Raw genomic sequence first — 25,739 nt, 5'->3', positions numbered from 1 at the left:
GGACGTGGAGGACTTCACGGTATCCCTGGCCAGCGGGGACGGTCGTCGGTCACCCTCGACGATCCGCGGGTACCACCTGGCGCTGCGGATGTTCTGCGATTACCTCACCGACGCCCGGTACGAGTGGCCCCGCCAGTGTCGCGACCGGTTCGGCTCTGTGCCCTCGCAGGTGTGCCACGAATGGAACACGGTGGCGCACCTGAACGAGTACGAGGGCCGCCCGGCACGGCGACCGCTCACCTACGGGGAGTTGCAGGATCTCTTCGACCACCTGGACTCCCAGGTCGAACGCGCCGCGTCCTCGGGCCGCAAGGGAGCGTTGAGCGCGTTGCGGGACGCGCAGGTCTTCAAGACCGCCTATGCGTTCGGGCTGCGCCGCAACGAGCTGTGCCGCCTGGACGTAGCCGACCTGCGGCCCAACCCGCACGTGCCCCGGTGGGGCACCTACGGCTCGGTCCACGTCCGCTACGGCAAGGCCGTTCGCGGTGGGGTCCCGCGCCGCCGCACGGTCCTGGCGGTGCCCGAGTTCGACTGGGCCATCGAAGGGATGCGCCAGTGGGTCGAGCAGGCAAGGCCGCTGTTCGGCATGCCTGGCCATCCAGCCCTGTGGGTGACCGAGCGGCTCTCACGGGTCTCGCTGCGCCACTTCGACGCCCGCTTCGCGACGGTCCGCCACCAGGCGGGCCTGGACCCGGCGCTGTCGCTGCACTGCCTGCGCCACTCCTACGTGACCCACCTGATCGAGTTCGGCTACCCCGAACGGTTCATCCAGGAACAGGTCGGGCACGCCTACGCCTCGACCACCGCCATCTACGCCTCGGTCAGCAACGACTTCAAGGACAAGACCCTCAAGGCCGCGCTGGAGCGCGTCTACGCACCCGCCGATCAGGAGGACCAGTGATGACCGTCCGCACCGTGATGGGGTGGAACCTGCGTCAGGTGATGGCCACCCACGGCATGTACCAGACCTCCGAGCTCGTCCCGCTGCTGGCCGAGCGCGGGGTCCACCTGTCCCGTGAGCACGTCTACCGGCTGGTGGCCCGGACCCCGCAACGGCTGAACATGGAGGTCCTGGCCGCGCTGTGCGACATCCTGGACTGCGAACCGAACGACCTGCTGGTCCCTACCGTCGTGCAGGAGCAAGCCTCCAAGACCGGTACCGGGGAGGGCGGACCGGGCATCGGTGACCTGCGTCCGATCCGGGCCCGGGTCCGCCGCCCTCCTGAGGACCGGTGAGCCCGCGCCCGCGCTGCCGCGCCAGGACTGCGCGCACTGCGGGCGCCACGACCGATGCACCCGGGTCGTCCTGGAGAAGGCCGTCTGCCAGCGCTGCACGCTGCGTTTCGCCCGGACAGCCCAGCCCTGCCCCGTTGCGGGCACATCAGGGTGCTGGCCTTCTACGACGACCGGCGCCGGCCGGCGTGCGCGGCCTGCACCGGCAACGAGACCGTCTACGCCTGCACCGCCTGCGGGCGGGAGGACTCCCCGTGGGGCCGGCTGTGCGGGCACTGCGCGCTGCAGGAGAAGGCCACCGTGCTGCTGTCCAGCCCCGACGGGGTCATCCACCCCCGGCTGCGGCCGGTGTACGACGCCCTGATCTCGGGCCCACGACCCCAGTCCACCCTGTACTGGTTCACCCGCTCCACCGGCCCGGCCACCCTGGGCGCGATGGCCCGCGGCGAGCTCGACATCTCCCACGCGACCTTCGAGGCCATGCCCGCGAGCAGGACGAACAGCTACCTGCGCGACCTGCTCACCGCCCTGGGGGTCCTGCCGCCCTTCCACGCCGAGCTCGAGCGGGTCAGCCCGTGGCTGGAGGAGCTGCTGAGCACCCTGCCGGCCGGGCAGTCCGAGGTCCTGGCCCGGTTCGCCCGCTGGCAGGTGCTGAGCAGGCTGCGCCGCCAGGAGCATCACGGGACCCTCACCCACGGCGCGATCTCGGCAGCCAGGGCGACCATCGTCGTCACCGCGCGCTTCATGGACTGGCTCACCGAGGACGGCACCGACCTGACCGACATCGGCCAGGGAGATCTGGACCGGTACGCGCAGCAGCACCGCGCCCGCGCCCTCGCGCTGCGACCGTTCCTGGCCTGGCGCGCCCGCACCGGTCTCGGAGGGAATCTGTCCGTGGCCACCCGCCCCAGCACCCAGCCCGCCGTCACCCTCTCCGATGAGGCAGGTGGGCGCACGTCCAACTGCTCCTGCACGACGACACCATCCGCCTCTACACCCGCGTCGCCGGCCTGTTCGTCCTGCTCTACGCCCAACCCCTGGCCCGGGTCGTCCGCATGCGCGCCCACCAGATCACCGTCAACCCCGACGGCGTCGTCACCGCCACGTTCGACACCTTCCCCATCGAGCTGCCGGACCCGCTCGACCGCCTGGTTCGCACCCACCTGACCCGCCGCGGGCAGGCCTCCTACGCCAGCCGCGCCGAAATATGGCTCTTCCCCGGCGGCATTCCCGGCAAGCACCTGGCCACCGAGAACGTCCGCAGCCAGCTCGTCGAACGAGGCATCCAGCCCATGGCAGCCCGCAACGCCGCCATGTTCCAGCTCGCCGCGAGCATGCCCACCCCGATCCTCGCCGACATCCTCGGCCTGGCACCCAACACCGCGACCCGGTGGGCCGCCCTGGCCTCCCGCGGATGGAGCACCTACACCGCGCAACGCGACACCCACCTGCGCCGTGCTGATCCCTACGAAGCTGATGCTTCCGAGAGCGCTGCGACGAGCTGCTGCACGGTCGGCGACCCGGCCACCCCTTCCGGTGTGCGGTACAACCGGCACGACAACGCCACCGGCGCTGCTGGTTCAGCGAACGGATCCACACCATCGATCAGCACCGACGGCGAGCCCAGGAACCCGTAGGACTCCGCCTTCTCCGGCGTGTCCACCACCACGCGCTCCACCTCGACCGGCTCCCCGTGTACCTCGAGCGCCTCGCGCAGACGCGCCTGCGCCAGCTCCCAGTGCGGGCACCCGTCGAAGTAGAGGAATTGCACCTTCACCCGTTCATCCTGCCCCAGCTGCGCGTAGCGGAGGCCGGCGGGGTGTCCGCGATGCCGGTACCGAGGGGCTATAAGGACACGTTCCAATAGGGCTGTCCACCAGTACTCCGTGGCCACTCGCTGGCTGGCTGCGGCCTTGGGGGGCGTGACGATGACGCTGCACAAGCTGTCGGCGGGGTCGGGGTATGAGTACCTCACCCGCCAGGTGGCGGCGGGGGACGACACCGAGATCGGTCGCCGGGGGCTGGAGGACTACTACGCGGCCAAGGGTGAGTCGCCCGGTCGCTGGACGGGCTCCGGCCTTGTCGGGATCGACGGGCTCGAATCCGGTGACCGGGTCACCTCGGAGCAGATGGCGAACCTGTTCGGCGCCGGCCGTCACCCGTTGACAGGTGTGGCGCTGGGCGCGCCCTACCGGGTCTACGACAGCGACGGGGGAGGGTTCAACGTGGAGGTCACCCGCCTGGTGGACGCACGTGCTGACGGCTCGACCGGGCCGGCGAAGCAGCTGGCGCAGGTCGCCGCGGCGCGCAGCGAGGTGGCACGGGAGTACTTCGCGCGCGAGCACGGGAGGGAGCCGCGTGATGCCCGGGAGCTGGCCTCGGCGGTGGCTCGGTACTCACGGCCGCAGCGGACGGCCGTGGCGGGGTATGACCTGACGTTCAGCCCGGTGAAGTCGGTGTCGACACTGTGGGCCATCGCCCCACCGGAGATCTCCCAGGCGGTCGCGGACGCGCATGACGCCGCGGTGCAGGACGCGCTGGCCTTCCTCGAACGTCAGGTGCTGTACACGCGGGAGGGCAAGGACGGGGCGCGCCAGGTCGAGACCAGGGGGCTGATCGCGGCGGCCTTCACCCACCGTGACTCCCGCGACGGCGACCCCGATCTGCATACCCACGTCGCGGTCGCCAACAAGGTGCAGACGCTCGAGGGCAAGTGGCTCTCGATCTACGGGCGGGTGCTGCACCAGCATGTCGTCGCCGCGTCGGAGGTCTACAACACCGCCGTCGAGGCTCACCTGCGTGCTGCCCTGGGTCTGCGTTTCGTCGAGCGGCCGGGAGGGAGCGGCGACAAGCGGCCGGTCCGGGAGGTCGAGGGGGTCGACCGCGCGCTGTGCGAGCTGTGGTCCCGGCGCCGGGGTGACATCACCGCCCGGCAGGAGGTGCTGTCCCGGGAGTTCCTCGAGGCGCACGGGCGGCCGCCGACACCGATGGAGCAGATCGCCCTGGCCCAGCGGGCCAACCTGGAGACCCGGGCGGCCAAGCACGAGCCGCGGTCCCTGGCCGCCCAGCGCGAGACGTGGAGGGCCGAGGCGGCCGGAGTCCTCGGGGCGGAGGGGATCCAGCAGATGGTGGCGACCGTGCTGGGCCAGGCGAGCCGCCCGCCGCAGGACGTGTCCGAAGGGTGGGTCCAGGAGGCGGCGCAGCGGGTGGTCGCCGAGGTCGAGGCGCGGCGGGCAACCTGGCAGGTCTGGCACCTGCAGGCCGAGGCGCAGCGCCAGGTCCGTGGCCTGGACCTGCACCCGAGCATGGTCGCCGGCGTCGTCGGGCGGGTCGTCGACGCGGCGACGGTCGCACGCTCGGTCAACCTCACCCCGGACCTGGACCCCATCGGCGAGCCGGACGGCTTGCGGCGAAGCGACGGCACCAGCGTGTACCGCCACACCGGCAGCGACCACTACACCAGCCTGCGGGTCCTTCAGGCCGAGCAGCGGATCACCGCTGCCGCCGGCCGAGGCGACGGTGCTGCACTTACCCGCGAGGACGCTGAGCTCGCGGTGCTCGAGGCGTCCGTGCGGGGGAGGGACCTCAACCGCGGGCAGGCGGACCTGGTGCTGGCGCTGGCCTGCAGCGGTCGTCGAGTGCAGCTCGTCCTGGCCCCGGCAGGCTCGGGCAAGACCACCGCCGTGCGGGTCCTCGCCGACGCCTGGCGCGGCCACGTCGGTCCAGTGATCGGGTTCGCGCCCTCGGCGGCCGCAGCGAGCGTGCTCGCCGAGGCGACGGGCATACCGTCCGAGACGCTGGCCAAACTCGTCCACGAACTCGACCACGGACCCCGGTCGTGGCTGGACGAGGCGATCGGCGCGGACACCCTCGTGGTCGTCGACGAGGCGGGCATGGCGGACACGCTCACCCTGGACCGGGTGATCACGCACGCCCTGGCCCGGGGGGCCTCGGTCCGGCTCGTCGGCGACGACCAGCAGCTCGCCGCCGTCGGCGCCGGCGGAGCGCTGCGCGACATCGCCACCGCCCACGGCGCCGAACGCCTGGACGAGGTGGTCCGGTTCGCCGACCCCGCCGAGGCGCAGGCGTCCCTGGCGTTGCGGGCCGGCGACAACTCCGCACTCGGGTTCTACCTGGACCGGGACCGGGTGCACGTCGGGGACCTGGCCACCACCGTCGAGGCCGTCTTCACCGCCTGGTCCCGGGACCGCGCGACCGGGCGGGACTGCCTCATGCTCGCGCCCACCCGCGAGATCGTGGCCAGCCTCAACACCCGCGCCCGCGCCGCGCGACTGGCGAGCGGCCCGCCTGGCCGCGAGGTGGCCCTGGCCGACGGCACCCGCGCGTCCGCCGGGGACGTGGTCATCACCCGGCGCAACGACCGCCGGCTGGGCGTCGGCAGGGGCGACTGGGTCAAGAACGGTGACCGGTGGACCGTGACCGCGGTGGATGGCCCCTCCCTTCGCGTGCGTCACCTCAGCTCTGGGCTCCGGGCCAGGCTGCCGGGGAGTTACGTCGCCGGGCACGTCGAGCTCGGATACGCCGCGACCGTCCACACGGCCCAGGGGCTCACCGCAGACACTATGCACGGCATCGCCACCGGGCAGGAGTCCCGGCAGCTGCTCTACACCATGCTCACCCGGGGCCGGCACGAGAACCACGTGCACGTCGTGTCGGCCACCGACGCAGACGGGCACACCCTGCCGCTGATCGAGACGAGCAGCCCGGCCACGGCGACCGAGACCCTGCAGGGCGTGCTGGCACGTGACGGTGCCGCGGTCTCGGCGACCACGGAGAGGGCACGAGCGGCCGACCCGGCGGCGCTGCTTCACGACGCGGCAGAAAGGTACGAGGACGGTGTCCTGGCCGGTGCCGAGAGGGTCCTCGGCCCCGGCTGGGGCGATCACCTGGAGTCTGCCGCCGAGGCTTTGGTCCCGGGTCTGCCCCACGCCCCGGCCTGGCCCAGCCTGCGGGCCCACCTGATGCTCACCCAGGCCGACGGCCGCGACGCCGTCGGAGCCCTCACGGAAGCGTCCACCTACCGGGGGCTCGGCGACGCCGACGAGCCTGCCGCCGTCCTGCTCTCACGTCTGAACCGCGCACCGGCAGGCGGCCCGCTCCCATGGCTGCCCGGCATCCCCAAGCGGCTGGGCGCCGATCCCGTCTGGGCCGGCTACCTCACCGCCCGAGCCGAACGGGTCCAGTCGCTGGCCGCCCAGGTGCGCCAGGCAAGCACTGCCGGCCAGCGGTGGGCGGCGCCCCTCGCGCCCCACATCAGTCCTGACCTCCTCGCCGATCTCACCGTGTGGCGGGCCGCCAGAGGCGTCAATCACACCGACTCGCGCCCGGTCGGACCGTTGGACGGCGGGGGAGCGGCCGGCCGGTACGCACGCGGCCTCGCCTGCAGGGTCACCGGCCAGCTGCCCGACGCGCTGCGGCACTGGGAGCGTCTCATCATCGAGCACGTCGGACACCGGGACTGGTTCACCCCGCAGCTGGCGCAGCGGCTGGACCGGCTGCACCGTGCCGGCGTCGACGTACCTGACCGGCTGGAGAAGGCGACTGCCCAAGGCCCGCTACCGGACGACGAGGCGACCTCGGCACTGTGGTTCCGCATGATCGACCCCCAGCAACAGGCCACACCGGCGTCCCGCGGAACCGAGCCGAAACGGGTGCGGATGCGGCCAGAGGATCGCAGTCCTGCCCCCTCCGGTCCCTCCCCTTACGGTCCCAGCCGCTGAGCCACGGATGCCGGTGGGGTTGCTGAAGGTGACCCGACCGGAAGCCGTCCCGCGCGGCCAGTCACAGGTCCATGAGCAACGCAAGCGTCTCGCGGACCTCGCCGAGGACGACCGGGCCCACATTTCCCGTGCGTTCGTGAATGCGCGTCGTGGCGACGGAGCGCACATGCTGGCACTGCGCCGACGAGGGCGCCACCAGCCGGTTGCCCTCGTCGGGATCGATGACCACCTCGGTGCTGCTGTGACGGAGCGTCCGGGTCAGGGGAACGACCTGGACGACGTTCGGTTCCCCCCGCAAGACCCGATAGGCGGTCACCACGATGGCCGGGCGGCGAAGTCCCGCCTCGCTGCCCGAGGGCATCCCGAGATCGAGCTCGACGACGTCACCCGGCGTCAGCATCCAGCCACGCGCTCTCCTCGGCCGTGAGATCAGCCGCCAGGTCGCGCCCCATCGCGTCCTGACGCAGCGCCCGGATCGCGTTGCTCACGGTCTCGTCGATCGTCTCGTGGCGCTCGGCCGCGAGCCGAGTCACCCGTGCGTGCGTGTCCCGACTGATACGGATCGTCGTCGTCTCACCCATGAGACCAGCGTAGCCCGGTGTAGACGGATCCGTCTACAGCCGTCGGCGGACCAGCGCTTAGCGGAGCGCGTCGCCGAGACTTGGCCGCCCGTACTGGCTGACGCCGGAGGTGGGTCACGGGGTCGACCGGCGGAACGCCTCGAGGCCGGCGACGGCCCTGGCCGTCCGGCGACGGACCGTCCGTGCCGACGCTTCGTAGTCCTCGGCGACGAGCTCGGCCACCGACGGGGTCATCAAGCCACCCCGGCCCCGTCGCGCGGGTACGTTGAGGCGGGCCGCCTCCCTGGCCACGTCCAGGAGCAGGGCTCGGTCCTCGCGGGTCAGAGCGCCCGTGACGGCAGCGTCCTCGAGAAGCTCAGCCAGCTCGCGCTCGGGGTCCGGCCCGGTGTCGAGGTCGGGCGCCTCCGGGACCGTCCCCATCGGGACCGCTGATGCCCAGATGCGGTCGCGACGCAGCGCCGCGTCACCGACACCGAGGTCGGCCATCACCTCGCGCCGGGTCCGGGCCAGCAGCGTGGCCGCGACGCGTCGCGGCGGGTCGCCGCGGTAGAACCGAGCTGTCAACCACAGCTGTCCGGCGACCAGAGCGTCGATGTCGGGGGAGAGGTCGGCCAGCTGCCTAGCCAGGTTCACCGCTCCCGGGACCAGGAGCCACGTGATCACCGAGACCGCTCCCACGTCGTGCTCGGCCGTGCGCGCGAGTGCCGCCAGCACCGCATCCCTCCCTTCCGGTGCCGTCTGCCCCAGCCGGCGCGGCAGGTCGAGCAGGTCCGAGACGACCAACAGCCCCGGTTCGGTCCGGCCCCAGTCATGCCAGTGGTCCCGCGCCCACCGCATGGGCGGTCGCTCGTGGGTGTCCACCCCAAGACAGATCGCTACGCTCATCGTCGTCTCCTTCCACACCGCGTCGATGTGGCCCAGACGATGACGTGAGCGCGCTCCCGGTTACGTCTCCGGAAGCGTCCCCCCTGCGCTCACGCCCGCGCCCCTGACGGCGTCGTCCCGTGGGTTGCTGGGCATGCCCGCGTGGCTCTGATGCGGGCGTTTGCGCAGGTCACGGTGCGTCCCCCCAACGTCCCTAGCAACGTCTCTCCCTGGGCGGGGGCACGTCTCTGGTCCTCTGTCAGGCAGCCGTCGCCTGAGCGCCCCTGTCGAGCATCGCCGCAGGTCAGGGCCACGTCTCTGGGAAAGTCGAGGACGTCTCTGGGAAAGTCCGGTGACGTCCCTGGAGAAGTTGGCTACGTCCCTGGAAAAGTTGATGGCGGCCAGGTGGTGACGGGCGACGTGCAGCCCTCAGGGCTGGCCGCTCCAGCCACCGGGACTCGAGCCGGGGCCCGATTGACCGGCCGACACCCACCGTGCGTAGCTCGTACCGGTCCGTTCCCGTCACCGTTCGCCCGCAGTCCGGAAGTCGACGGCTGCGAACGCAGCCGCGGTGAGCTCGTCCATCCGGCTCTGCGTGGCTCTGACGTAGCGCTCGGCCGCCTGGGTCGAGCTGTCCCCGAGGAACACCTTGACCTCGTCGATGTGCGCCCCGCGCTGGGCCATCCGCGTGGCGCCGGTCGCACGCAGGTCGTGAAACCTGATGGGGCGACCCACCGCCTCGCGGACAGCGAGCCAGCCGCCTGAGGCCTTCCGGAACGTCGTCTCGGACAGCCAACCGCCATCCGGGGCAGGGAAGAGAAGCCCATCCCGGCCCGTGCCGCACGATCGCAGGTGTTCGGTGACAGCGTCGACGACGGCGACGGGCATGCGCTGGTCGCGTGCTCCCGCCTTGCTCTTGGGGCCCTTCTCGTAGCGACGACCACCTGGGCCGGTGCCGACGGCGCGGTTGACCCGCACGACGGGCGGTGTCGCCCGCAGGTCGATATCGGACTGGCGGAGCGCGACGATCTCTCCGAACCGCAGCCCGCAACCGAGGGCGAGCGCGACCATCGCCCGCCACTCTGGCCGGATGGTCGACATGATCAGCCTCAGGTCCTGGTCGTCGATCACTTCTGTCCGGGCGCGGGAGCGCCCGCCGATGGAACCGGCACCGTCGATCTTGAACGGGTTCACAGCTCCCGCGAGCACGCCGTCTGCGGCCGTCGCCGTCCGCATGATGGCCGAGCCGAGGGCGTAGCACTCGCGCGTCGTCTTCGGCTTGTCGTGGGGGAGAACGTCCTCGTACCAGCGGAGCACGACCGTCGGGGTGATCTGGTCGAGGGGGAGGTGCCCGAGGGTTGGCAGGAGGTACTTGTCCAGCCAGATCCGGTAGCCGCGACGGGTTGACTCCTGCAGGGGACCGTTCTTGGTTCGGCGCGTGCGGAGCCAGACGGCGGAGTACTCGCCGAACGTGACAACGGCCTCGCGCTCGACCCGTGCTCGCTCGGCCTCGGCGAGCTCGGCGAGGGTGACCCACGCTGCCCCGTCGGCGTTGAGGCGCCGCTCCTCGTCGCGGAGCCAGTCCCCGGCAGCCTCCTTGCCGTAGGTGGTGGGTTCAAAGGTGTGGGGTGCCGTGACCGTCTGGCCGCCGCGTCCGGAGGGGTGCCCGAGCGGGACCGTGAAGCGCGCCTGCCAGCGTCCCGATCGCATCCGCGTCACCTGCCCGAAGCGCCGGCGGGGCGATCTTGCATCGTTCATGCATCGGATCGTACGGCAAAAAGTGTCCTTTGATGGGCCTTCGGCGGACAGTTGGAGCCGCAGCAATTCTGCTGTTTTTGCAGGTCAGAGGCACGTATGTCCGCTTGTGTCTACGCGAGTCCAACAATCCTGCATGTTGGTTCGAGTCCAACCGGGGGAGCACCCACGACGAAGGGCCCGGCACCGAGATGGTGCCGGGCCCTTCGTCGTCTCGGGCTGTCGCGCCGTCCCCGGCCCTCAGTAGCCGTCCTCGGCCGTTCCCGAGGTGCTGCCGGTGCCGATCTTGCCGTGCATGCCCACGCCGGCGGCCACTCCCGACGCATCGCCCATCGTCGCGCTGCCTTGCCCGGCCTTGGCCGCGCTGCGCGAGCGTCGGCGCTGGCGGTTCTCGATGGCCTCGGCGGCCCGGCCCAGACCGTAGTTGATGAGGATGAACAGGGCTGCGGCGACGAGGTAGGCCGGCACCACGTTCGCCTCGGCCGACCCCAGCTGGCGGGCCCGGGTCAGCAGCTCGGGGTAGAGGATGATGTAGCCCAACGCCGTGTCCTTGACGATGACGATGATCTGGCTGACCAGGGTCGGCAGCATCGCGGTCAACGCCTGGGGGATGAGGATGATGCGGCGGGTCTGGGACGAGCTCAGCCCGATCGACAGCCCGGCCTCCCGCTGCCCGTTGGGCAGGGAGCCCACCCCGTTGCGGATGACCTCGCACAGCACCGAGGAGTTGTAGAGCACCAGGCCCGTCACGGTGGCGATGAACGGGTTGAGCTCGTCGGGGAACCAGCCCTGACGGGACAGGAAGAAGAACGTGAAGATCATCATGATCAGCACGGGCACGGCCCGGAAGAACTCGACGAAGACCGTCGTCACCCAGCGCAGGGGGGCCAGGTCGGACATGCGGCCCATGGCCAGCACGAGGGCGAGCGACATCGACACGACGATGGCGGTCAGGGCCGCCCGGGCGGTGTCCCAGAAGCCGGGCAGGTAGTAGTTCTGCCAGGTCCTCCACTCCAGGAACGGCATCCACTTGTCCGCCGTGAGCTGTCCGCGGTCCCACATCCGCCAGCCGATCCAGCCGAGCACACCGAGCACGACGACGGTGCCAACCAGTGCCATGATCCGGTAGAGCCGGACCGCCCGAGGACCAGGTGCGTCGAAGAGGACCTGCTGTGCGCTCATCGCCGCACCACCAGCTTCTGGGAGAAGTAGCTGACGGCAAGTCCGGTGGGCAGCGTGAGGATGACGAAGCCGATGGCGATGAGGAAGAAGTTCAGCAGGATGACGTCGGGGCGGAACTCGATCATGTTCCGCAGCGCGTAGGCGGCCTCGGCCACGCCGATCGCCACGGCGACGGTGGTGTTCTTGATCAGCGCGATGAGGACGTTGCCAGGGGCGTGATCGCCCCTCGGAAGGCCTGCGGCAGGATGATGTGGCGCAGGTTCTGGGAGAACGTGAGCCCGATCGAGCGGGCCGCCTCGGCCTGACCCACCGGGATGGTGTTGACCCCGCTGCGGATCGCCTCGGTGACGAACGCGGCGTGGTAGAAGGCCAGGCCGATGACGGCCAGGCGGAAGTTGAGGTCGGCGATGAAGGTGTCCGACTCACGGGAGGCCGGCTCGATCCCGAGCTGGCCCCACAGGCCGAGGCTGCAGAAGATGATGATCAGGGTCAGGGGAGTGTTCCGCAGCAGGGTCACGTAGGCCGCCCCCGCCCGCTGGAGCACGCCGACGGGCGAGAGCCGCATGATGGCCACGACCGTGCCGATGAGCAGGGCGAAGATCGAGGACCACAGGGCCAGCCGGATGGTCATCCAGAAGGCCGCCAGGACGTTGAAGTCGTTGATCAGCTCGAGCATCGAGATCCTTCGGCTGGGGCGGACGGGGTCCGGCCGCACCCGTGGGCGGTCGCCCGGGGTGCGGCCGGGAGGAGGGGGGTCAGCGCGGCTCAGCCGCAGTGGCCGCCGATCTCCGACGGCGGGTTCAGGTCCGGGTTGGCCGTGTAGTCGGCGGCACCGAGGTTGTCCTCGATGATGCCCTCCATCGTGCCGTCGTCCCAGAAGCCCTGGAGGATCTCGTTGATCTCCTCGCAGCGCTCGGAGTCCTTGTTCAGACCGACGCCGTAGTGCTCCTCGCTGAAGGGCGCGCCCACGACCCGCAGCTGACCGGCGTACTGGTCCTGGGCGGCATACCCCGCCAGGATGGTGTCGTCGGTGGTGAGGGCGTCGATGGTGCCGTTGGCCAGCTGCTCGACGCACTCGGAGTACGTGCCGTACTCCTGCAGCTGGACGCCGGGGACCTCCTCCTGGACGTTCGTCGCCGAGGTCGACCCGGTGACGGAGCACAGCAGCTTGCCGTCCAGGTCGTCCAGACCCTCGATGTCGCTGTCCGCCGCGACGAGCAGGTCCTGCCCGGCGACGAAGTAGGGCCCGGCGAACTGGACCTCCTCCTTGCGGGCGTCGGTGATCGAGTAGGTCGCGAAGATCATGTCGACCTGGTTGGTGGTCAGGAGGTTCTCACGCTGCGGCGTGGGTGCCTCACGCCAGGTGATGTCCTCCTCGGCGACCCCGAGGGCCTCGGCGACGGCGATGGCGACGTCGACGTCCATGCCGGAGTACTCGTCGCCCTCCTGCAGTCCGAGGCCGGGCTGGTCGAACTTGATGCCGATGGTCAGGCCCTCGCCCGAGCCCCCGGCGGCCGCGTCGTCCTCGGTGCCCTCGCCGGTGCCGCTGTCGTCGTCGGCGGTGTCCTCGGCGGCGGTGCCGCCGTCACCGGCGTCCTCGGTGCCGGTGTCGTCGCCGCAGGCGCTGAGCACGAGGGCCGAGGCCGCAAGGACGGCGGCGATGCGGAAGGGGGAGTGCTTCTTCACGGTGGTTCTCCTTCAGTGGGTGAGGATCTTGCCGAGGAAGTCCTTGGCACGGGGTGACTGGGGGTTGGTGAAGAACTCCTCGGGGGTGTTCTCCTCGACGATCGCGCCGTCGGACATGAAGACCACACGGTCGGCGGCCTTGCGGGCGAAGCCCATCTCGTGGGTGACCACGATCATGGTCATGCCGCTCTTGGCCAACGAGACCATGACGTCGAGGACCTCGTTGATCATCTCGGGGTCGAGGGCCGAGGTCGGCTCGTCGAAGAGCATGACCCGTGGCTCCATCGCCAGGGAGCGGGCGATGGCCACGCGCTGCTGCTGGCCGCCCGAGAGCTGTGCGGGATACTTCTTGGCCTGGTGCGCGACCCCGACGCGCTCGAGCAGCGCCATGGCCTGCTTCTCGGCCTCCTTCGGCTTCAGGCCCCGGACCTTGATGGGACCGAGCGTGACGTTCTCCAGGATGGTCTTGTGGGAGAAGAGGTTGAAGGACTGGAACACCATGCCGACGTCGGCCCGCAGCCGGGCGAGCGCCTTGCCCTCCTGGGGCAGGTCCTGGCCGTCGATCGTGATCGTGCCCGACTCGTAGGTCTCCAGCCGGTTGATGGTGCGGCACAGGGTCGACTTGCCCGACCCCGAGGGCCCGATCACGACCACGACCTCACCCTCGTGCACCGTGAGGTTGATGTCCTGGAGGACGTGCAGGTCACCGAAGTGCTTGTTCACGTCCGTCAGGACGACCAGCGGCGCACCGGGCGCCCGTCCGGCCGGGGAGGGGGTGTCCGTCATGTCGGGCACACTAACGGCAGGTGACCTGCGGCGTCACCGGTTGAAGGGACAGTGTCACCGACTTGTGACCTTGGGTGGGCCAGGTCGGGCTTGAACCGACGACCGACGGATTATGAGTCCGCTGCTCTGACCGGCTGAGCTACTGGCCCGGGACGACGATCCTAACCGGGCCGGCACGCTCACCGGCGCAGGTAGTCCTCGAGCATGTCCCGCTCGGCCTCGAGGGCGTCCAGGCGGGCCTTGACCACGTCGCCGATGGAGACGATGCCCCGGAGCCGGCCATCCTCGACGACCGGAAGATGCCGCAGCCGGCGCTCGGTCATGACGGTCGCCAGCTGCACGAGGTCGTCACCTGCGGTGCAGGTGTGGACCTCGGCAGTCATGAGCTCGGTGACGGGGGAGTGGGTGCCGCTTCCACCTCGGAGGTGGTGGACGACGTCCCGCTCGGAGGCGATCCCGGTGACGGCGCCGCCCTCGTCGACGACCACGACGGCGCCGATGCGGTGCTCGTCGAGGGTCTCCAGCAGGTCGGCCACCGTGGCCGTCGGCGGGAGGGTCACCACCGAGGAGCCTCTTCCTGATCAGTCGGAGACGCGCATGCTCGACGTTAGCACGCAGCAGCCGCCGGGTGCCCGGCACCGACCGCGCATCCCGCCTCCCCTCGGGTCCGGCCGGGACGCACGAGGACCCCCGACCTGGTCGGTCGGGGGGTCCTCGCGGAGCGGCGGTCGGTCAGCCGATGCGGCCGTACCAGACGTTGGAGGTGATGAGGGGGCCGTAGCGGACGTCGGTGCTGGGGTTCATGGCTTCGTACGTCATGCCGTTCCCGGCGTAGATGCCGACGTGGTAGAAGTCGTAGTAGAAGACGAGGTCGCCGGGCTGAGGGTTGGACACGCGGGTGACGGCGGCCTCCTGCCCGGCGACGGTGCGGGGGATGTCGATACCAGCCTGCTTGAACACCCACCAGGTGTAGGCGGAGCAGTCGAAGGCCTGCGGCGGGGTGCCGTACAGCACGTAGGGGTAACCAACGTAGCTGGCCGCAATACCGAGGAGGGAGCCGCCGACCGGCGCGGGGGCCGCCTGCTGCACGGGCTGGGTCTGCTGCACCGGCTCGGGCTCGGCCTGCTGCGCGGGGGCGGCCTGGACCTGGGTCTGCTGCACCGGCTCGGGCTCGGGCTCCGCCTGCCGGGCGGGGGCGGTCGGCTCCTGCACGGGGGCCGGCTCCTGCACGGGGGCCGGCTGCTCCTGGGCCGGAGCAGCCTCCTCCTGGACCGGGGCGTCCTGGGCGGGCTCCTGGCTCTCCTCGGCGGGGGCCACCTCGACCGTACGGGCCGAGAAGCCGGAGTCGCCGAGCAGGGTGCTCACGGTGGCGGCGTCCTCGGGCGCCTCCCGGGCCTCGCTGCGGTCCGCGGCGCCCTGGTCACGCAGCTCGGAGAGCGACGCGCTGCGCAGGCTCGCCAGCTGGGCGGCCTCCTCGGAAGGGGCGGGCGGAGCCTCGGCGTCGCGGACGGCGCCGACCAGGTCACCGGTGACGGCCGCGGCGACGTCGTCCGACGTCCCGGGGTCCTGCTTGAGGGTGACCGCGCCCGCCGTGGCGACCGTGCCGGCCACGAGGCCGCCGATCATCAGTGCGGCGGCGCTGCTGCGCGGTGCGGTGCTGGAGAGGCGGTGCTTGCCGGTGAACTTCATAGAACCTCCGGGGCCGTGCGGGGGGCACGACCTCGTTGTGCGGGGCACGCAGGCACAGGGAGGACCTGGGCGCCATGGTCAGGGCGGGGGCGTACCGGAGGGTCGGGGACAGGTGCGCCTGAATCAGGTTACGAAAAGATCACGAAATGGCCAAGTCCCTGCGGCGTGTCGTGTGGATCGTCCTGCCGTTCGAGCCGTCCATCTCGGCATCTGTGCTGGTCAGCGCACTGTCCGTGACGTCCATCACCTCTGCCGTCCGGGCTGGGTGAGTCGTGACCGGCCGCACTTGATACTGGAGTGACGACAGAGCACAATGTGACGAATAACCGTACGGTGGGTCCGATGCCGGTGGCCGGCGTGTGACGAGGCGTTGGGGAAGACGTCCCTCACCACACAGGAGGCCAGGATGTCCGTCGTCATGCCCCGAGTCATGACCCGCGGAGTGGTGTTCGTCCACTCCGCGCCACTTGCGCTGTGCCCGCACATCAACTGGGCCCTGGAGGGGGTCCTCGACACGCGGGTCAGCCTGGACTGGGTGCCCCAACCGGTCGAGTCCGGGCTGGTGCGCACCGAGTTCTCGTGGACCGGTGAGGCGGGCACCGGTGCCCTCATCGCGAGTGCGATGCGCGGCTGGGACGGCCTGCGGTACGAGGTCGTCGAGGAAGCCAGCCGCGGCAGCGACGGGATGCGGTGGACGCACACGCCCTCCCTCGGCATCCACCAGGCGCGGCTGTCCGCCAACGGCGACGTCGTCGTCAACGAGGACCGGTTGCGCACGGTCGTCGAGCAGGCTGCGGGCAACGCGGCCGTGCTCGCGGCCGAGCTCGACCGTGTCCTGGGTTCCGCCTGGGACGACGAGCTCGAGGTCTACCGGCACGCCGGCGAGGGAGCCCCCGTCACCTGGTTGCACAAGGTCGGCTGAGACGGCCGCGGGTCCTGTGGGTCCGCGGCCCCGCGGGTCCGAGGGGACGTCGTCCCTACGACGGTCCGCCGCGCACCTACCTGCTCGCCCAGGGCCGCCTGTGAGGCCCGGGGGCAGCAGGGTCAGGCCGGGCGCGGACGGCTCGCGGCGACCTCGGCGTGCACGGCCAGCATGGCCTGGGCGGACGCGCGCCAGTTGAACCGCTCGGCCTGAGCGCGGGCGCGGGGGGCGGCCCCGGGCCGGGTGAGCAGCGTCTCGACGCCGTCGGCGAAGGCCGCGGGGGTGGACGGGGCCACCACGCCGGCGTCCCCGACCACCTCCTGGAGCGCACCCTCGTCCGGGCACACGGCGGGCACGCCGCAGGCGAGGACCTCCAGGGCGGCCAGGCCGAAGGTCTCCAGCGGCCCGGGGGCCACGGCCACGTCGGCCGTCCCCATCCGGGCGGCCAGCTCCGCCCGGTCGGTGATGTAGGCGTGGAAGACGACGGGCAGGTCGCGGGCCCGCTCGATGAGCTCCTCCCGCATGGGCCCGTGGCCGAAGACGGTCATCTCCACGTCGTGCCCGCGCCTGACCAGCTCCCGCACGGTCTCCACGGACAGCGCCGGCCGCTTCTCCGGGGAGAGGCGCCCGCAGTGGACCAGCCGGAGGGGCTCCCCGGGGCCGGGCGGCCGGTAGGTGGCGAGGTCCCGGCTCGGGCGGAAGGTGTCCAGGTCGACGCCCAGGGGGACGACCCGGGCGTCGATGCCGTTCCGGTGGAACTCCTCCGCCGCGAACCGGCTCGGGCAGACGATGGCGTCGTAGTCGTGCGCGCTGCGCCTGTTGATCAGGTCGGCGGCCCGGACGGCCGCGCCCTCCGGGATCGGGGTGCGGCGCACCAGGATCCCGGTCATGTGCTCGTGGCTGATCATCACCGACCCCACACCCCGACGCCGGGCCCAGCGACCCATCCATCGGGTCGTCGACCGGTCGGACACCTCCAGCGCGTCCGGTGCCACCGCATCCATCAGTCGCGACAGCGCCCGGCGCTCGAACATCAGGGAGTATCCGGTGCCCGGCACCGGGGTGGCCGGCACCCGGTAGACGGTCCCCTGGGCCTCCTGGCTGATCTCCGGACCGGGTCCGGGGATGATCAGCGAGGCCTCATGGCCCAGCTCCCGGTAGTGCTCCCCCCACGCCCGCAGGGCGGTCTTGATGCCACCGGACGTCGGGCTGACGAAGTTGGCGACGCGGAGGATGTGCATGGGACGGCGAGCCTACCCGGCCCGCGGCCGGACCCTCACCCGCGGCTGCGGAAGGCCAGCGCCACGTTGACGCCGCCGAAGCCGAAGGAGTTGTTGACCGCGGCCAGGTCACCCTCGGGCAGGGCACGGGGGGCCCCGGTGACCACGTCCAGGTCGATCTGGGGGTCCTGCCGGTCCAGGTTGATCGTGGCCGGCACCTGACGCTGATGCAGGGTCTGCACGGTCAGGACCGCCTCCAGTGCCCCGGCCGCGCCCAGCAGGTGCCCGGTCATCGACTTGGTGGCGGTGACCGGGATGCGGTCCGCGTGGTCGCCGAAAGCCCGCCGGATGGCGCGCGCCTCGGCGGCGTCCCCCACGGGCGTGGAGGTGGCGTGGGCGTTGATGTGGCCGATGTCGCCCATGGACAGGTCGGCGTCGGCCACCGCCTCGGCCATGGCGCGGGCGGCCCCGGCGCGTCGGGCTCGCCGGCGGTGATGTGGTAGGCGTCGCTGGACATGCCGACGCGACGAGCTCTGCGTAGATGCGGGCGCCGCGGGCCAGCGCGTGCTCCTCGGCCTCGAGGACCATGACGGCTGCACCCTCGGCCATGACGAACCCGTCGCGGTCCACGTCGTAGGGGCGGGAGGCCCGCTCGGGGTCGTCGTTGCGCGAGGACAGGGCGGTCATCGCCGCGAACGCGGCGATGGGGAGCGGGTGGATGGCGGCCTCGGTCCCCCCGGCGACCATCATGTCCGCGCGTCCGCTGCGGATCATCGAGAAGGCCAGCCCCATCCCCTCCGCGCCCGAGGCGCAGGCGCTGACGGGGCAGTGCGCCCCGGCCCGCGCGGACAGGTCGAGGGAGACCGCCGCGGCCGGCCCGTTGGGCATGAGCATGGGGACGGTGAGCGGGAACACCCGGCGGGGCCCGCGGGTGCGCAGGTTCTCCCACTGGTCGAGCAGGGTCCAGACGCCGCCGATCCCGGAACCGACCGCCACGCCGAGACGTTCGGGCTCGATCTCGGGGCTGCCCGCGTCGGCCCAGGCCTCCCTGGACGCGAGGAGGGCGTACTGCCCCGAGGGGTCGTTGCGGCGGACCTCGACCTTGCGCATCACCTCGCTCGGCGGGGTGTGGATCTGCGCCGCGAAGGTGACCGGCAGCTCGTGCTCGGCGACCCACTCCTGGGGGATGGGACGGGCGCCGGACCGGCCCGCCAGGACCGCGTCCCAGGTGGCGGGGGCGGTGCCGCCGACGGGGGTGGTGGCGCCCAGGCCGGTCACGACGACGCGGCGGGGGGTCGGGCTGGGGCTGGGGGACATCTGCACGGCCTCCGGGGCAGGTTCGCGGCGGCGGGGCCGCCGACAGGACGGGGTATGGGGTGGGCTGGGGTGCGGGCTCCGGCCCGGTCCGGGGAGGACCTGAGCGACGGGTGCCGCGCCGTCCCGGCGCGACCTGTCGGGTCGCGCCGGGACCGGCAGGCTCAGCCCTGGTTGTTGGCGATGTAGGTGACGGCGTCGCGCACGTGGGTGAGGTTCTTGACCTCGTCGTCGGGGATCCGGACGCCGAACTTGTCCTCGGCGTTGACCACGATGGTCATCATCGACAGGGAGTCGATGTCCAGGTCCTCGGTGAAGGACTTGTCCATCTGGACCTCCTCCTGCTCCAGCCCGGTCTCCTCGTTGACGATCTCCGCGAGACCCGCCAGGATCTCCTGCTCGCTCATGGCCATGTGTGCTGCTCCTTCGGTGAGGGGATGACCCGGGTGCGTCCCGCCGGGCCTCGGGTGGTCAGGTCCTGAGGCCGGTCCCCGGCGACGTCGTCGCGCCGGTCCGGCCAGGGGTGGCGGTCATGGCATCACCACGACCTGGGCGGCGTAGACCAGGCCCGCGCCGAAGCCGATCTGGAGGGCGAGGCCACCGTGCGGTGCCTCCCCCTCGTCGAGCATCCGCGACATGGCCAGCGGGATCGAGGCCGCTGAGGTGTTGCCGGTCTCGGCGATGTCCCGCGCCACCGGCACGTGGGCGGGCAGCTTGAGCGCCTTGATCATGCGTCGGTGATGCGCATGTTGGCCTGATGGGGGACGAAGGCGTCCAGGTCCTCGGTGGTGATCCGGGCCGCAGCCACCGTGTCGATCGCGACCTGGGCCATGGAGAACACCGCCCACCGGAAGACGGTCTGCCCCTGCATGACGAAGGAGGGCCAGGCGATCTCCCCGTGGTGGGAGGGGTCCTCCATCGCCGGGCGCAGCTCGGTCCAGGGCTCGCGCTGGGTGATCACGTCGGTCTTGTCGCCCAGGCTGCCCCACAGGGTGGGCCCGATGCCGGGCGTGTCGGAGACCCCCACGACCGCGGCCCCCGCCCCATCGCCGAAGATGAACGCCGAACCCCGGTCGTGCTTGTCCGTGAAGTCGGACAGCTTCTCCACCCCCACGACGAGGACGTGGTCGACCGTCCCGGCGCGCACCATGTCGTTGGCCAGCGAGATGCCGTGGCAGTAGCCGGCGCAGGCGGCCGAGATGTCGAAGGCGGCCGGGTCGGGGATCCCGAGGCGGTGGCCGAGCTCGGGCGCGGCGGCCGGCGTCTGGTAGGGGTGGGTGACCGTGGCCATGATGACCGCGCCGATCTGTCCCGGGTCGATCCCGGCCCGGTCGATGGCCTGCCGCGAGGCGGCCTCGGCCATGTCGACCACCGTCTCGTCCGGCCGGGCGAACCGGCGGGTGACGATGCCGGACCGCTGCTGGATCCACTCGTCCGAGGAGTCGATGTAGCGGCAGATCTCCTCGTTGGTCACCACGCGCTCGGGGCGGTAGCCGCCCAGGCCGAGGATCCGGGCGTGCCGGAGGGTCTGCGGGCTCGTCAGCGTGGGGACGGGACGACCGGGACGGGTAGGGGTCACGGGGTGTCCTCCTGAGGGTGCAGCCGCGGCGACTGGGTGGGGGGGTGGGCGGATCCGTCCGTCGCGACGGCGTCCCGGGGCCGGCCGTGGTCGCGGACCATGCGGCGGGCCTCGTCGAGGTCGTCGGGGGTGCGCAGGGCGAGGGTCTCCACCCCGCGCAGGCCGCGCTTGGCCAGACCGACCAGGGTGCCGGCCGGGGGGAGCTCGATCAGACCGGTGACGCCCATCGAGACGAACGTCTCCATCGTCAGGTCCCAGCGCACCGGGCTGGAGACCTGCTGCACCAGCCGGCGGAGCACCTCCTGCCCGTCGTCCACCACGCGGCCGTCGGCGTTCGACAGCAGCGGCAGCGACGGGTCCATCGGGGCGAGCTCGCGCGCGTGCCTGCTCAGCCGCTCCACCGCCGGCTGCATGTGCCGCGTGTGGAAGGCCCCGGCAACCTGGAGGGGGATGACCCGGGCCCGTGCGGGCGGGGCGTCGGAGAGGGCGGAGAGCTGGTCCAGCGTGCCGGCGGCCACGACCTGGCCGGCACCGTTGTTGTTGGCCGCCGTCAGACCGAGGGACTCCAGGGTCGAGAGCACCTCGACGGGCTCGCCGCCGACGACGGCGCTCATGCCGGTCGCCGCGGCGGCCGAGGCCTCGGCCATGCCCAGTCCCCGCTCGCGGACGAAAGCCGTCGCCTCGTCGTCGGTGAGCACCCCCGCGATCGCCGCCGCCGTGATCTCCCCGACGGAATGGCCGGCCGTCGCGCCGACCAGGTCGAGCAGCGGGGCGCCCTCGGTCGTGGCCGCCGTTCCCAGCGCCGACAGGCAGACCAGCCCGGAGCCGACGATGAGGGGCTGGGCCACGGCCGTGTCCTTGATGGTCTCCGCGTCCGAGACGGTGCCGTGAGCCACCAGGTCGGTCCCGGCGACCTCCGAGAGCCGGCCGAGCCGGTCCACGAGGCCGGGAAGCTCCAGCCAGGGGGAGAGGAAGCCAGGGGCCTGGGAGCCCTGTCCGGGCGCGACGATGACGAGCACGACCCCCACTCTGCCCGCCGAGGACCCGGATCGGCCTCAGGGTTCTCGACGAGAACCAGGGAGTGCCCTTGGAGGAATCCTCCAAAGACGGTGGTGCCGGTCGTGGTCTCAGTGGGCGGGCCGGCGGTCCCGACCCGTCATCCGCCCCAGGGCGAGCGCGACCTGCAGCACCCAGGCGTCCCGGGGGTCGTGGGGATCGAGGGCGACGACGTCCGCCACCCTTCGCAGGCGGTACCTGACCGTGTTGGGGTGCAGGAAGAGCGACCGGGCGGTGGCCTCGAGGGCGCGGCCGTGGTCCAGGTAGGCCTGGACGGTCTCCAGCAGAGGGGAGGGGTGGTCCCGCAACGGACGGTAGACCCGGTCGCTGAGCATCCGGCGGGCGGGCTGCTCGCCCAGCAGGGCGCGCTCGGGGAGCAGGTCGTCGGCGCCCACGGGCCGGGGGGCCTCCCGCCAGCCGGGCGCGGCGTCGCAGGCCGAGAGGGCGGCGCGCACGCTGCGGCCGGCCGCGAACAGGTGGGGGACCCGCGGGCCGACGACGACGGGGCCGCGCCCGAGGAGCGGCGCGAGGACATTGGCGTCGGACAGGGGGTCGTCCGTCCCGCCGAGCACGCACACCAGCCGGCGTCCCAGGGCCGCGGTGAGCACGTGCCGTCCCGCCCGCTGCGCCGCGGACCGGACCCCGTCGAGGGCAGGTCCGGACCCGCCCTCGGGCAGGGACCCGACGACGACGGCCACCCCGGTCACGTCCTCCCAGCCCAGCTCGGCGGCCCGGGAGGCCAGGGTGTCGTCGGCCTCGCCCCGCACGATCGCGTGGACGACCAGGGACTCCAGCCGCGCGTCCCAGCCGCCCCGCTGCTCCGCGGCCCTCGCGTACACCGTGGCCGCGGCGAACGCCACGTCCCGCGAGTAGCGCAGCACCGCCTCCCGCAGGCGGGGGCGTTCCTCCGCCCCCACCAGGTCGTCGACGGCGTCCTCGACGGTCGCCACCGCCGTCCGGGTCAGGTCCAGGGCCTGCCGCAGGGAGATGGTCTGGGCCAGGGCACGGGGGGCTGCGGCGAACGGGTCCCCCGAGACGCTGCGCTCGGGGGCTCCAGCGGCATACCAGGTGAGCAGGTTGGTGATCCCCCCCTGGGCGATCAGACCGACCCAGGAGCGGTCGTCGGGGCTCAGCGCCGTGAACCAGTCGTGCTCCTCGGCCATCCTCCGCGTGACCCGGGTCGCCAGCTCTCCTGCGCGTCGCTGCAGGGGCTCGGGGCGACCGGTCGAGCCCGGAGGCGGGGAGGGGTGCACCGGTCCAGCCTAGTGACCGCACGCACGGGGCGGGGCGGCCGGCAGTCGCACCGGCCGCCCCGCCCGGGCGTGCGAAGGTGCCGTTCTCAGGCGTCCCCGCCCACGTTGCCGGAGGTGCCGGCGTTGACGTCGAGCAGCCGGTAGCGCTCGGCCGCCTCCCGGGGCACCTGGGGGTCGAGCTCCCCGCGGTCGGCGAGCATCTGCAGGGCCTTGACCGCCATCGACGGACCGTCGATGTGGAAGAACCGGCGCGCCGCCGCACGGGTGTCGGCGAACCCGAAGCCGTCGGCGCCCAGGGCGTGGTAGTCCTCGGGCACCCACGGGGCGATCTGGTCCTGCACGGCCCGCATGTAGTCGCTCGTCGCGACGATCGGGCCGCTGCCCTCCGACAGCCGCCGGGTCACGTAGGGCACCCGCCGCTCCTGGTCGGGGTGGAGGAAGGCGTCCTCGTCGCAGGCCATCGCCTCCCGGCGCAGCTCGGACCAGGAGGTGACCGACCAGACGTCGGCGTGCACGCCCCAGTCCTCCCGGAGGAGCTCCTCGGCCTCCAGCGCCCACGGCACCCCCACGCCGGAGGCCAGCAGCTGGACACGACGGCCCTCGTCGCCGGACTCCGCCGCCTTGATGCGGTGCATCCCCTTGACGATGCCCTCGGTGTCCACGTCCTCCGGCTGGGCCGGCTGGCGCATCGGCTCGTTGTAGACGGTGAGGTAGTAGAAGACGTCCTTGGCGTTCTCGCCGTACATCCGCTCGAGGGCGTCGGGCAGGATGTGCGCCATCTCGTAGGCGTAGGCGGGGTCGTAGGAGACGCAGGCCGGGTTGGTGGACGCCAGCAGGGGGGAGTGGCCGTCGGCGTGCTGCAGCCCCTCGCCGGTCAGCGTGGTCCGGCCGGCGGTCGCCCCGATCATGAAGCCGCGCACCAGCTGGTCGGCGGCGGCCCAGATGCCGTCGCCGGTGCGCTGGAAGCCGAACATCGAGTAGAAGATGTAGAAGGGCACCATCGGCACCGAGTGGGTGTCGTAGGAGGTGCCGGCCGCGGTGAAGGCCGCCACCGATCCCCCCTCGTTGATCCCCACGTGCCAGATCTGGCCGCTCGTCGACTCCTTGTAGGCCAGCATCAGGTCGGCGTCCACCGAGGTGTAGTTCTGGCCGTGGACGTTGTAGATCTTCGCCGTGGGGAAGAAGCTGTCCATGCCGAACGTGCGCGCCTCGTCGGGGATGATCGGCACCAGGTGCTTGCCGAACTCCTTGTCGCGCATCCACTCCTTGAAGATGCGCACCAGCGCCATCGTGGTGGCGACGTTCTGCTTGCCGGAGCCCTTCTTGGCGACGTCGTAGACCTTGGTGTCCGGCAGCTTCAGCTCGCCGGCCTTGGCGGGCTCCCGCTTGGGCAGGTAGCCGCCCAGCTCCTTGCGGCGCTCCTGCATGTAGCGGATCGCCTCGTCGTCCTGACCGGGGTGGTAGTACGGCGGCTTGTACGGATCGGCCTCGAGCTGCTCGTCGGAGATCGGGATCCGCAGGCTGTCGCGGAAGCCCTTGAGGTCGTCGAGGGTCATCTTCTTCATCTGGTGGGTCGCGTTGCGCCCCGCGAAGTGCGTGCCCAGGCTGTAGCCCTTGATCGTGTGGGCCAGGATGACCGTCGGCTGGCCGGTGTGCCGCAGCGCGGCGGCGTAGGCGGCGTAGACCTTGCGGTAGTCGTGCCCACCTCGCTTGAGCTTCCACCAGACGTCCTCGTCGGACCAGTCCTTGACCATCTCCTTGGTGCGGGGGTCCCGGCCGAAGAAGTGGTCGCGGATGAAGGCCCCGTCGTTGGCGCGGAAGGTCTGGAAGTCGCCGTCCGGGGTGGAGTTCATCAGGTTGACCAGGGCCCCGGAGGTGTCCTTGGCGATGAGCTCGTCCCAGCCGCGGCCCCACAGCACCTTGATGACGTTCCAGCCGGCACCGCGGAAGAAGCTCTCCAGCTCCTGGACGATCTTGCCGTTGCCGCGCACCGGCCCGTCCAGCCGCTGCAGGTTGCAGTTCACGACGAAGGTGAGGTTGTCGAGCTCGTCGTTGGCCGCCACCTGGAGCAGGCCGCGCGACTCCGGCTCGTCCATCTCGCCGTCGCCGAGGAAGGCCCACACGTGCTGCTGGCTGGTGTCCTTCAGGCCGCGGTTGTGCAGGTACTTGTTGAACGCGGCCTGGTAGATCGCGTTCATCGGCCCCAGGCCCATGGAGACGGTGGGGAACTGCCAGAACTCGGGCATGCTGCGCGGGTGCGGGTAGGACGGAAGCGGCTGGACGTCCTCGTCGAGCCCGCGGCTCTTCTCCTGCCGGAACCCGTCCAGGTCCTTCTCCGAGAGCCGCCCCTCGAGGAAGGCCCGGGCGTAGATGCCGGGGGAGGCGTGGCCCTGGAAGAAGATCTGGTCGCCGCCGCCCTCGTGGTCACGGCCGCGCCAGAAGTGGTTGAAGCCGACCTCCCACAGCGTGGAGATCGAGGCGTAGGTCGAGATGTGGCCACCGACGGAGATCTCGGGGTGCTGGGCCCGGTGGACCATGACGGCCGCGTTCCACCGGATCCAGGCCCGGTAGCGCCGTTCCATGTCCTCGTCGCCGGGGAACCACGGCTCGCGCTCGGGCGGGATCGTGTTGATGTAGTCGGTCGTCGTCAGCGACGGCAGACCCACCTGGGAGTCGCGGGCGCGCTCGAGCATGCGGAGCATGAGGTAGCGGGCGCGGCCCCGGCCGCCGGCCTCGATCGCGGCGTCGAGCGACTCGAGCCACTCCTGGGTCTCGTCGGGGTCCGTGTCCGGGACCTGGCTCGGCAACCCGTTGAGGATCGGGCCGACTGGACGCTCGAAAGACATGGGGCAACCTTTCCGTCGTGGTGACGGTGCCA

At 71.7% G+C, this 25,739-nt stretch carries 22 protein-coding genes, 1 tRNA gene and 2 pseudogenes; 5 read left to right on the top strand and 20 right to left on the bottom strand.

The window, feature by feature from the left end; genetic code table 11:
- From BJF81_RS07600 to BJF81_RS07590, 3 genes are all read left to right on the top strand, one after another.
- On the top strand, positions 1–901 hold a 901-nt coding region (locus BJF81_RS07600), incomplete at its 5' end, for a tyrosine-type recombinase/integrase (RefSeq protein ID WP_075957828.1).
- Positions 901–1,236, top strand: a complete 336-nt coding sequence (locus BJF81_RS07595) for a helix-turn-helix domain-containing protein (protein WP_075957825.1) — start codon at positions 901–903, stop codon at positions 1,234–1,236. The genes BJF81_RS07600 and BJF81_RS07595, both read left to right, overlap by 1 nt.
- A 150-nt stretch (positions 1,237–1,386) precedes the next feature.
- Positions 1,387–2,400 carry a hypothetical protein gene (locus BJF81_RS07590; protein ID WP_075957824.1) on the top strand — a complete coding sequence of 338 codons (1,014 nt, stop codon included), beginning with the start codon at positions 1,387–1,389 and terminating at the stop codon, positions 2,398–2,400.
- A gap of 298 nt (positions 2,401–2,698) precedes the next feature.
- Here the strand turns inward: BJF81_RS07590 and BJF81_RS21450 are convergent, their stop codons facing one another.
- Positions 2,699–3,004 carry a DF family (seleno)protein gene (locus BJF81_RS21450; RefSeq protein WP_431473830.1) on the bottom strand — a complete coding sequence of 102 codons (306 nt, stop codon included), beginning with the start codon at positions 3,002–3,004 and terminating at the stop codon, positions 2,699–2,701.
- 157 nt (positions 3,005–3,161) lie between these two features.
- On the opposite strand from BJF81_RS21450, the gene mobF reads away from it, so the two are divergent.
- Entirely contained in the window at positions 3,162–6,974 is a 3,813-nt protein-coding gene (gene mobF, locus BJF81_RS07575; RefSeq protein ID WP_143780723.1) for a MobF family relaxase, read from the top strand.
- 61 nt (positions 6,975–7,035) lie between these two features.
- Here the strand turns inward: mobF and BJF81_RS07570 are convergent, their stop codons facing one another.
- The 12 genes from BJF81_RS07570 to BJF81_RS19395 form a co-directional block, all read right to left on the bottom strand.
- Positions 7,036–7,374 (bottom strand): type II toxin-antitoxin system PemK/MazF family toxin, encoded by a 339-nt coding sequence (locus tag BJF81_RS07570; RefSeq protein WP_075957820.1) that lies wholly within the window; start codon positions 7,372–7,374, stop codon positions 7,036–7,038.
- Positions 7,358–7,555, bottom strand: coding sequence for a hypothetical protein (locus BJF81_RS07565; protein WP_075957819.1), 198 nt, complete (start codon positions 7,553–7,555; stop codon positions 7,358–7,360). The genes BJF81_RS07570 and BJF81_RS07565 overlap by 17 nt, the downstream gene beginning before the upstream one ends.
- Positions 7,556–7,669: 114 nt before the next feature.
- The gene (locus BJF81_RS07560; protein WP_143780722.1) at positions 7,670–8,440 is read right to left on the bottom strand and encodes a hypothetical protein; all 771 of its coding nucleotides are present in this window, start codon (positions 8,438–8,440) and stop codon (positions 7,670–7,672) included.
- Positions 8,441–8,941: 501 nt separating this feature from the next.
- Positions 8,942–10,243 carry a tyrosine-type recombinase/integrase gene (locus BJF81_RS07555; protein ID WP_143780721.1) on the bottom strand — a complete coding sequence of 434 codons (1,302 nt, stop codon included), beginning with the start codon at positions 10,241–10,243 and terminating at the stop codon, positions 8,942–8,944.
- Positions 10,244–10,414: 171 nt separating this feature from the next.
- Entirely contained in the window at positions 10,415–11,356 is a 942-nt protein-coding gene (locus tag BJF81_RS07550) for an amino acid ABC transporter permease (protein ID WP_075957816.1), read from the bottom strand.
- A complete protein-coding gene (locus tag BJF81_RS20920; RefSeq protein ID WP_342447102.1) occupies positions 11,353–11,523 on the bottom strand; it encodes a hypothetical protein in 171 nt (56 codons plus the stop codon). Before BJF81_RS20920 ends, BJF81_RS07550 begins: the two co-directional genes overlap by 4 nt.
- Before the next feature lie 20 nt (positions 11,524–11,543).
- Entirely contained in the window at positions 11,544–12,032 is a 489-nt protein-coding gene (locus tag BJF81_RS07545) for an ABC transporter permease subunit (RefSeq protein ID WP_342447101.1), read from the bottom strand.
- A gap of 89 nt (positions 12,033–12,121) precedes the next feature.
- Positions 12,122–13,042 (bottom strand): glutamate ABC transporter substrate-binding protein, encoded by a 921-nt coding sequence (locus BJF81_RS07540; protein WP_075957815.1) that lies wholly within the window; start codon positions 13,040–13,042, stop codon positions 12,122–12,124.
- A 12-nt stretch (positions 13,043–13,054) separates the two neighbouring features.
- A complete protein-coding gene (locus BJF81_RS07535; RefSeq protein WP_075957814.1) occupies positions 13,055–13,828 on the bottom strand; it encodes an amino acid ABC transporter ATP-binding protein in 774 nt (257 codons plus the stop codon).
- A gap of 75 nt (positions 13,829–13,903) precedes the next feature.
- Positions 13,904–13,977, bottom strand: a tRNA-Ile gene (locus tag BJF81_RS07530).
- A 30-nt stretch (positions 13,978–14,007) separates the two neighbouring features.
- On the bottom strand, positions 14,008–14,388 hold the full coding sequence (locus BJF81_RS07525) for a CBS domain-containing protein (protein WP_342447100.1): 381 nt from the start codon (positions 14,386–14,388) through the stop codon (positions 14,008–14,010).
- Between the two features lie 172 nt (positions 14,389–14,560).
- Positions 14,561–15,517, bottom strand: a complete 957-nt coding sequence (locus BJF81_RS19395) for a C40 family peptidase (RefSeq protein WP_075957813.1) — start codon at positions 15,515–15,517, stop codon at positions 14,561–14,563.
- Positions 15,518–15,923: 406 nt separating this feature from the next.
- Here BJF81_RS19395 and BJF81_RS07515 point away from each other — a divergent pair, with 406 nt between their 5' ends.
- Entirely contained in the window at positions 15,924–16,439 is a 516-nt protein-coding gene (locus tag BJF81_RS07515; protein WP_075957812.1) for a DUF3145 domain-containing protein, read from the top strand.
- Between the two features lie 122 nt (positions 16,440–16,561).
- Here BJF81_RS07515 and BJF81_RS07510 read toward each other — a convergent pair whose 3' ends face one another.
- From BJF81_RS07510 to aceE, 7 genes and pseudogenes are all read right to left on the bottom strand, one after another.
- Entirely contained in the window at positions 16,562–17,680 is a 1,119-nt protein-coding gene (locus BJF81_RS07510) for a glycosyltransferase (RefSeq protein WP_075957811.1), read from the bottom strand.
- Positions 17,681–17,715: 35 nt separating this feature from the next.
- Positions 17,716–18,976: pseudogene (gene fabF / locus BJF81_RS07505) on the bottom strand (beta-ketoacyl-ACP synthase II).
- 161 nt (positions 18,977–19,137) lie between these two features.
- Entirely contained in the window at positions 19,138–19,386 is a 249-nt protein-coding gene (locus BJF81_RS07500; protein ID WP_075957810.1) for an acyl carrier protein, read from the bottom strand.
- A 117-nt stretch (positions 19,387–19,503) separates the two neighbouring features.
- Positions 19,504–20,552 (bottom strand): annotated as a pseudogene (locus tag BJF81_RS07495) (beta-ketoacyl-ACP synthase III).
- A complete protein-coding gene (locus BJF81_RS07490) occupies positions 20,549–21,571 on the bottom strand; it encodes an ACP S-malonyltransferase (protein ID WP_083664066.1) in 1,023 nt (340 codons plus the stop codon). The pseudogene BJF81_RS07495 and the gene BJF81_RS07490 overlap by 4 nt, the downstream one beginning before the upstream one ends.
- A 108-nt stretch (positions 21,572–21,679) precedes the next feature.
- Positions 21,680–22,861 (bottom strand): PucR family transcriptional regulator, encoded by a 1,182-nt coding sequence (locus BJF81_RS07485; RefSeq protein ID WP_075957808.1) that lies wholly within the window; start codon positions 22,859–22,861, stop codon positions 21,680–21,682.
- An 86-nt stretch (positions 22,862–22,947) separates the two neighbouring features.
- Positions 22,948–25,707, bottom strand: a complete 2,760-nt coding sequence (gene aceE, locus BJF81_RS07480) for a pyruvate dehydrogenase (acetyl-transferring), homodimeric type (RefSeq protein WP_075957807.1) — start codon at positions 25,705–25,707, stop codon at positions 22,948–22,950.
- Between the last annotated feature and the right edge of the window lie 32 nt (positions 25,708–25,739).

It is taken from the genome of Ornithinimicrobium sp. CNJ-824 (assembly GCF_001942405.1).
Lineage (GTDB): Bacteria > Actinomycetota > Actinomycetes > Actinomycetales > Dermatophilaceae > Ornithinicoccus > Ornithinicoccus kibberensis.
Note: the sequence above shows the minus strand (reverse complement) of the source record. Positions and strands in the feature narration are given on the sequence as shown.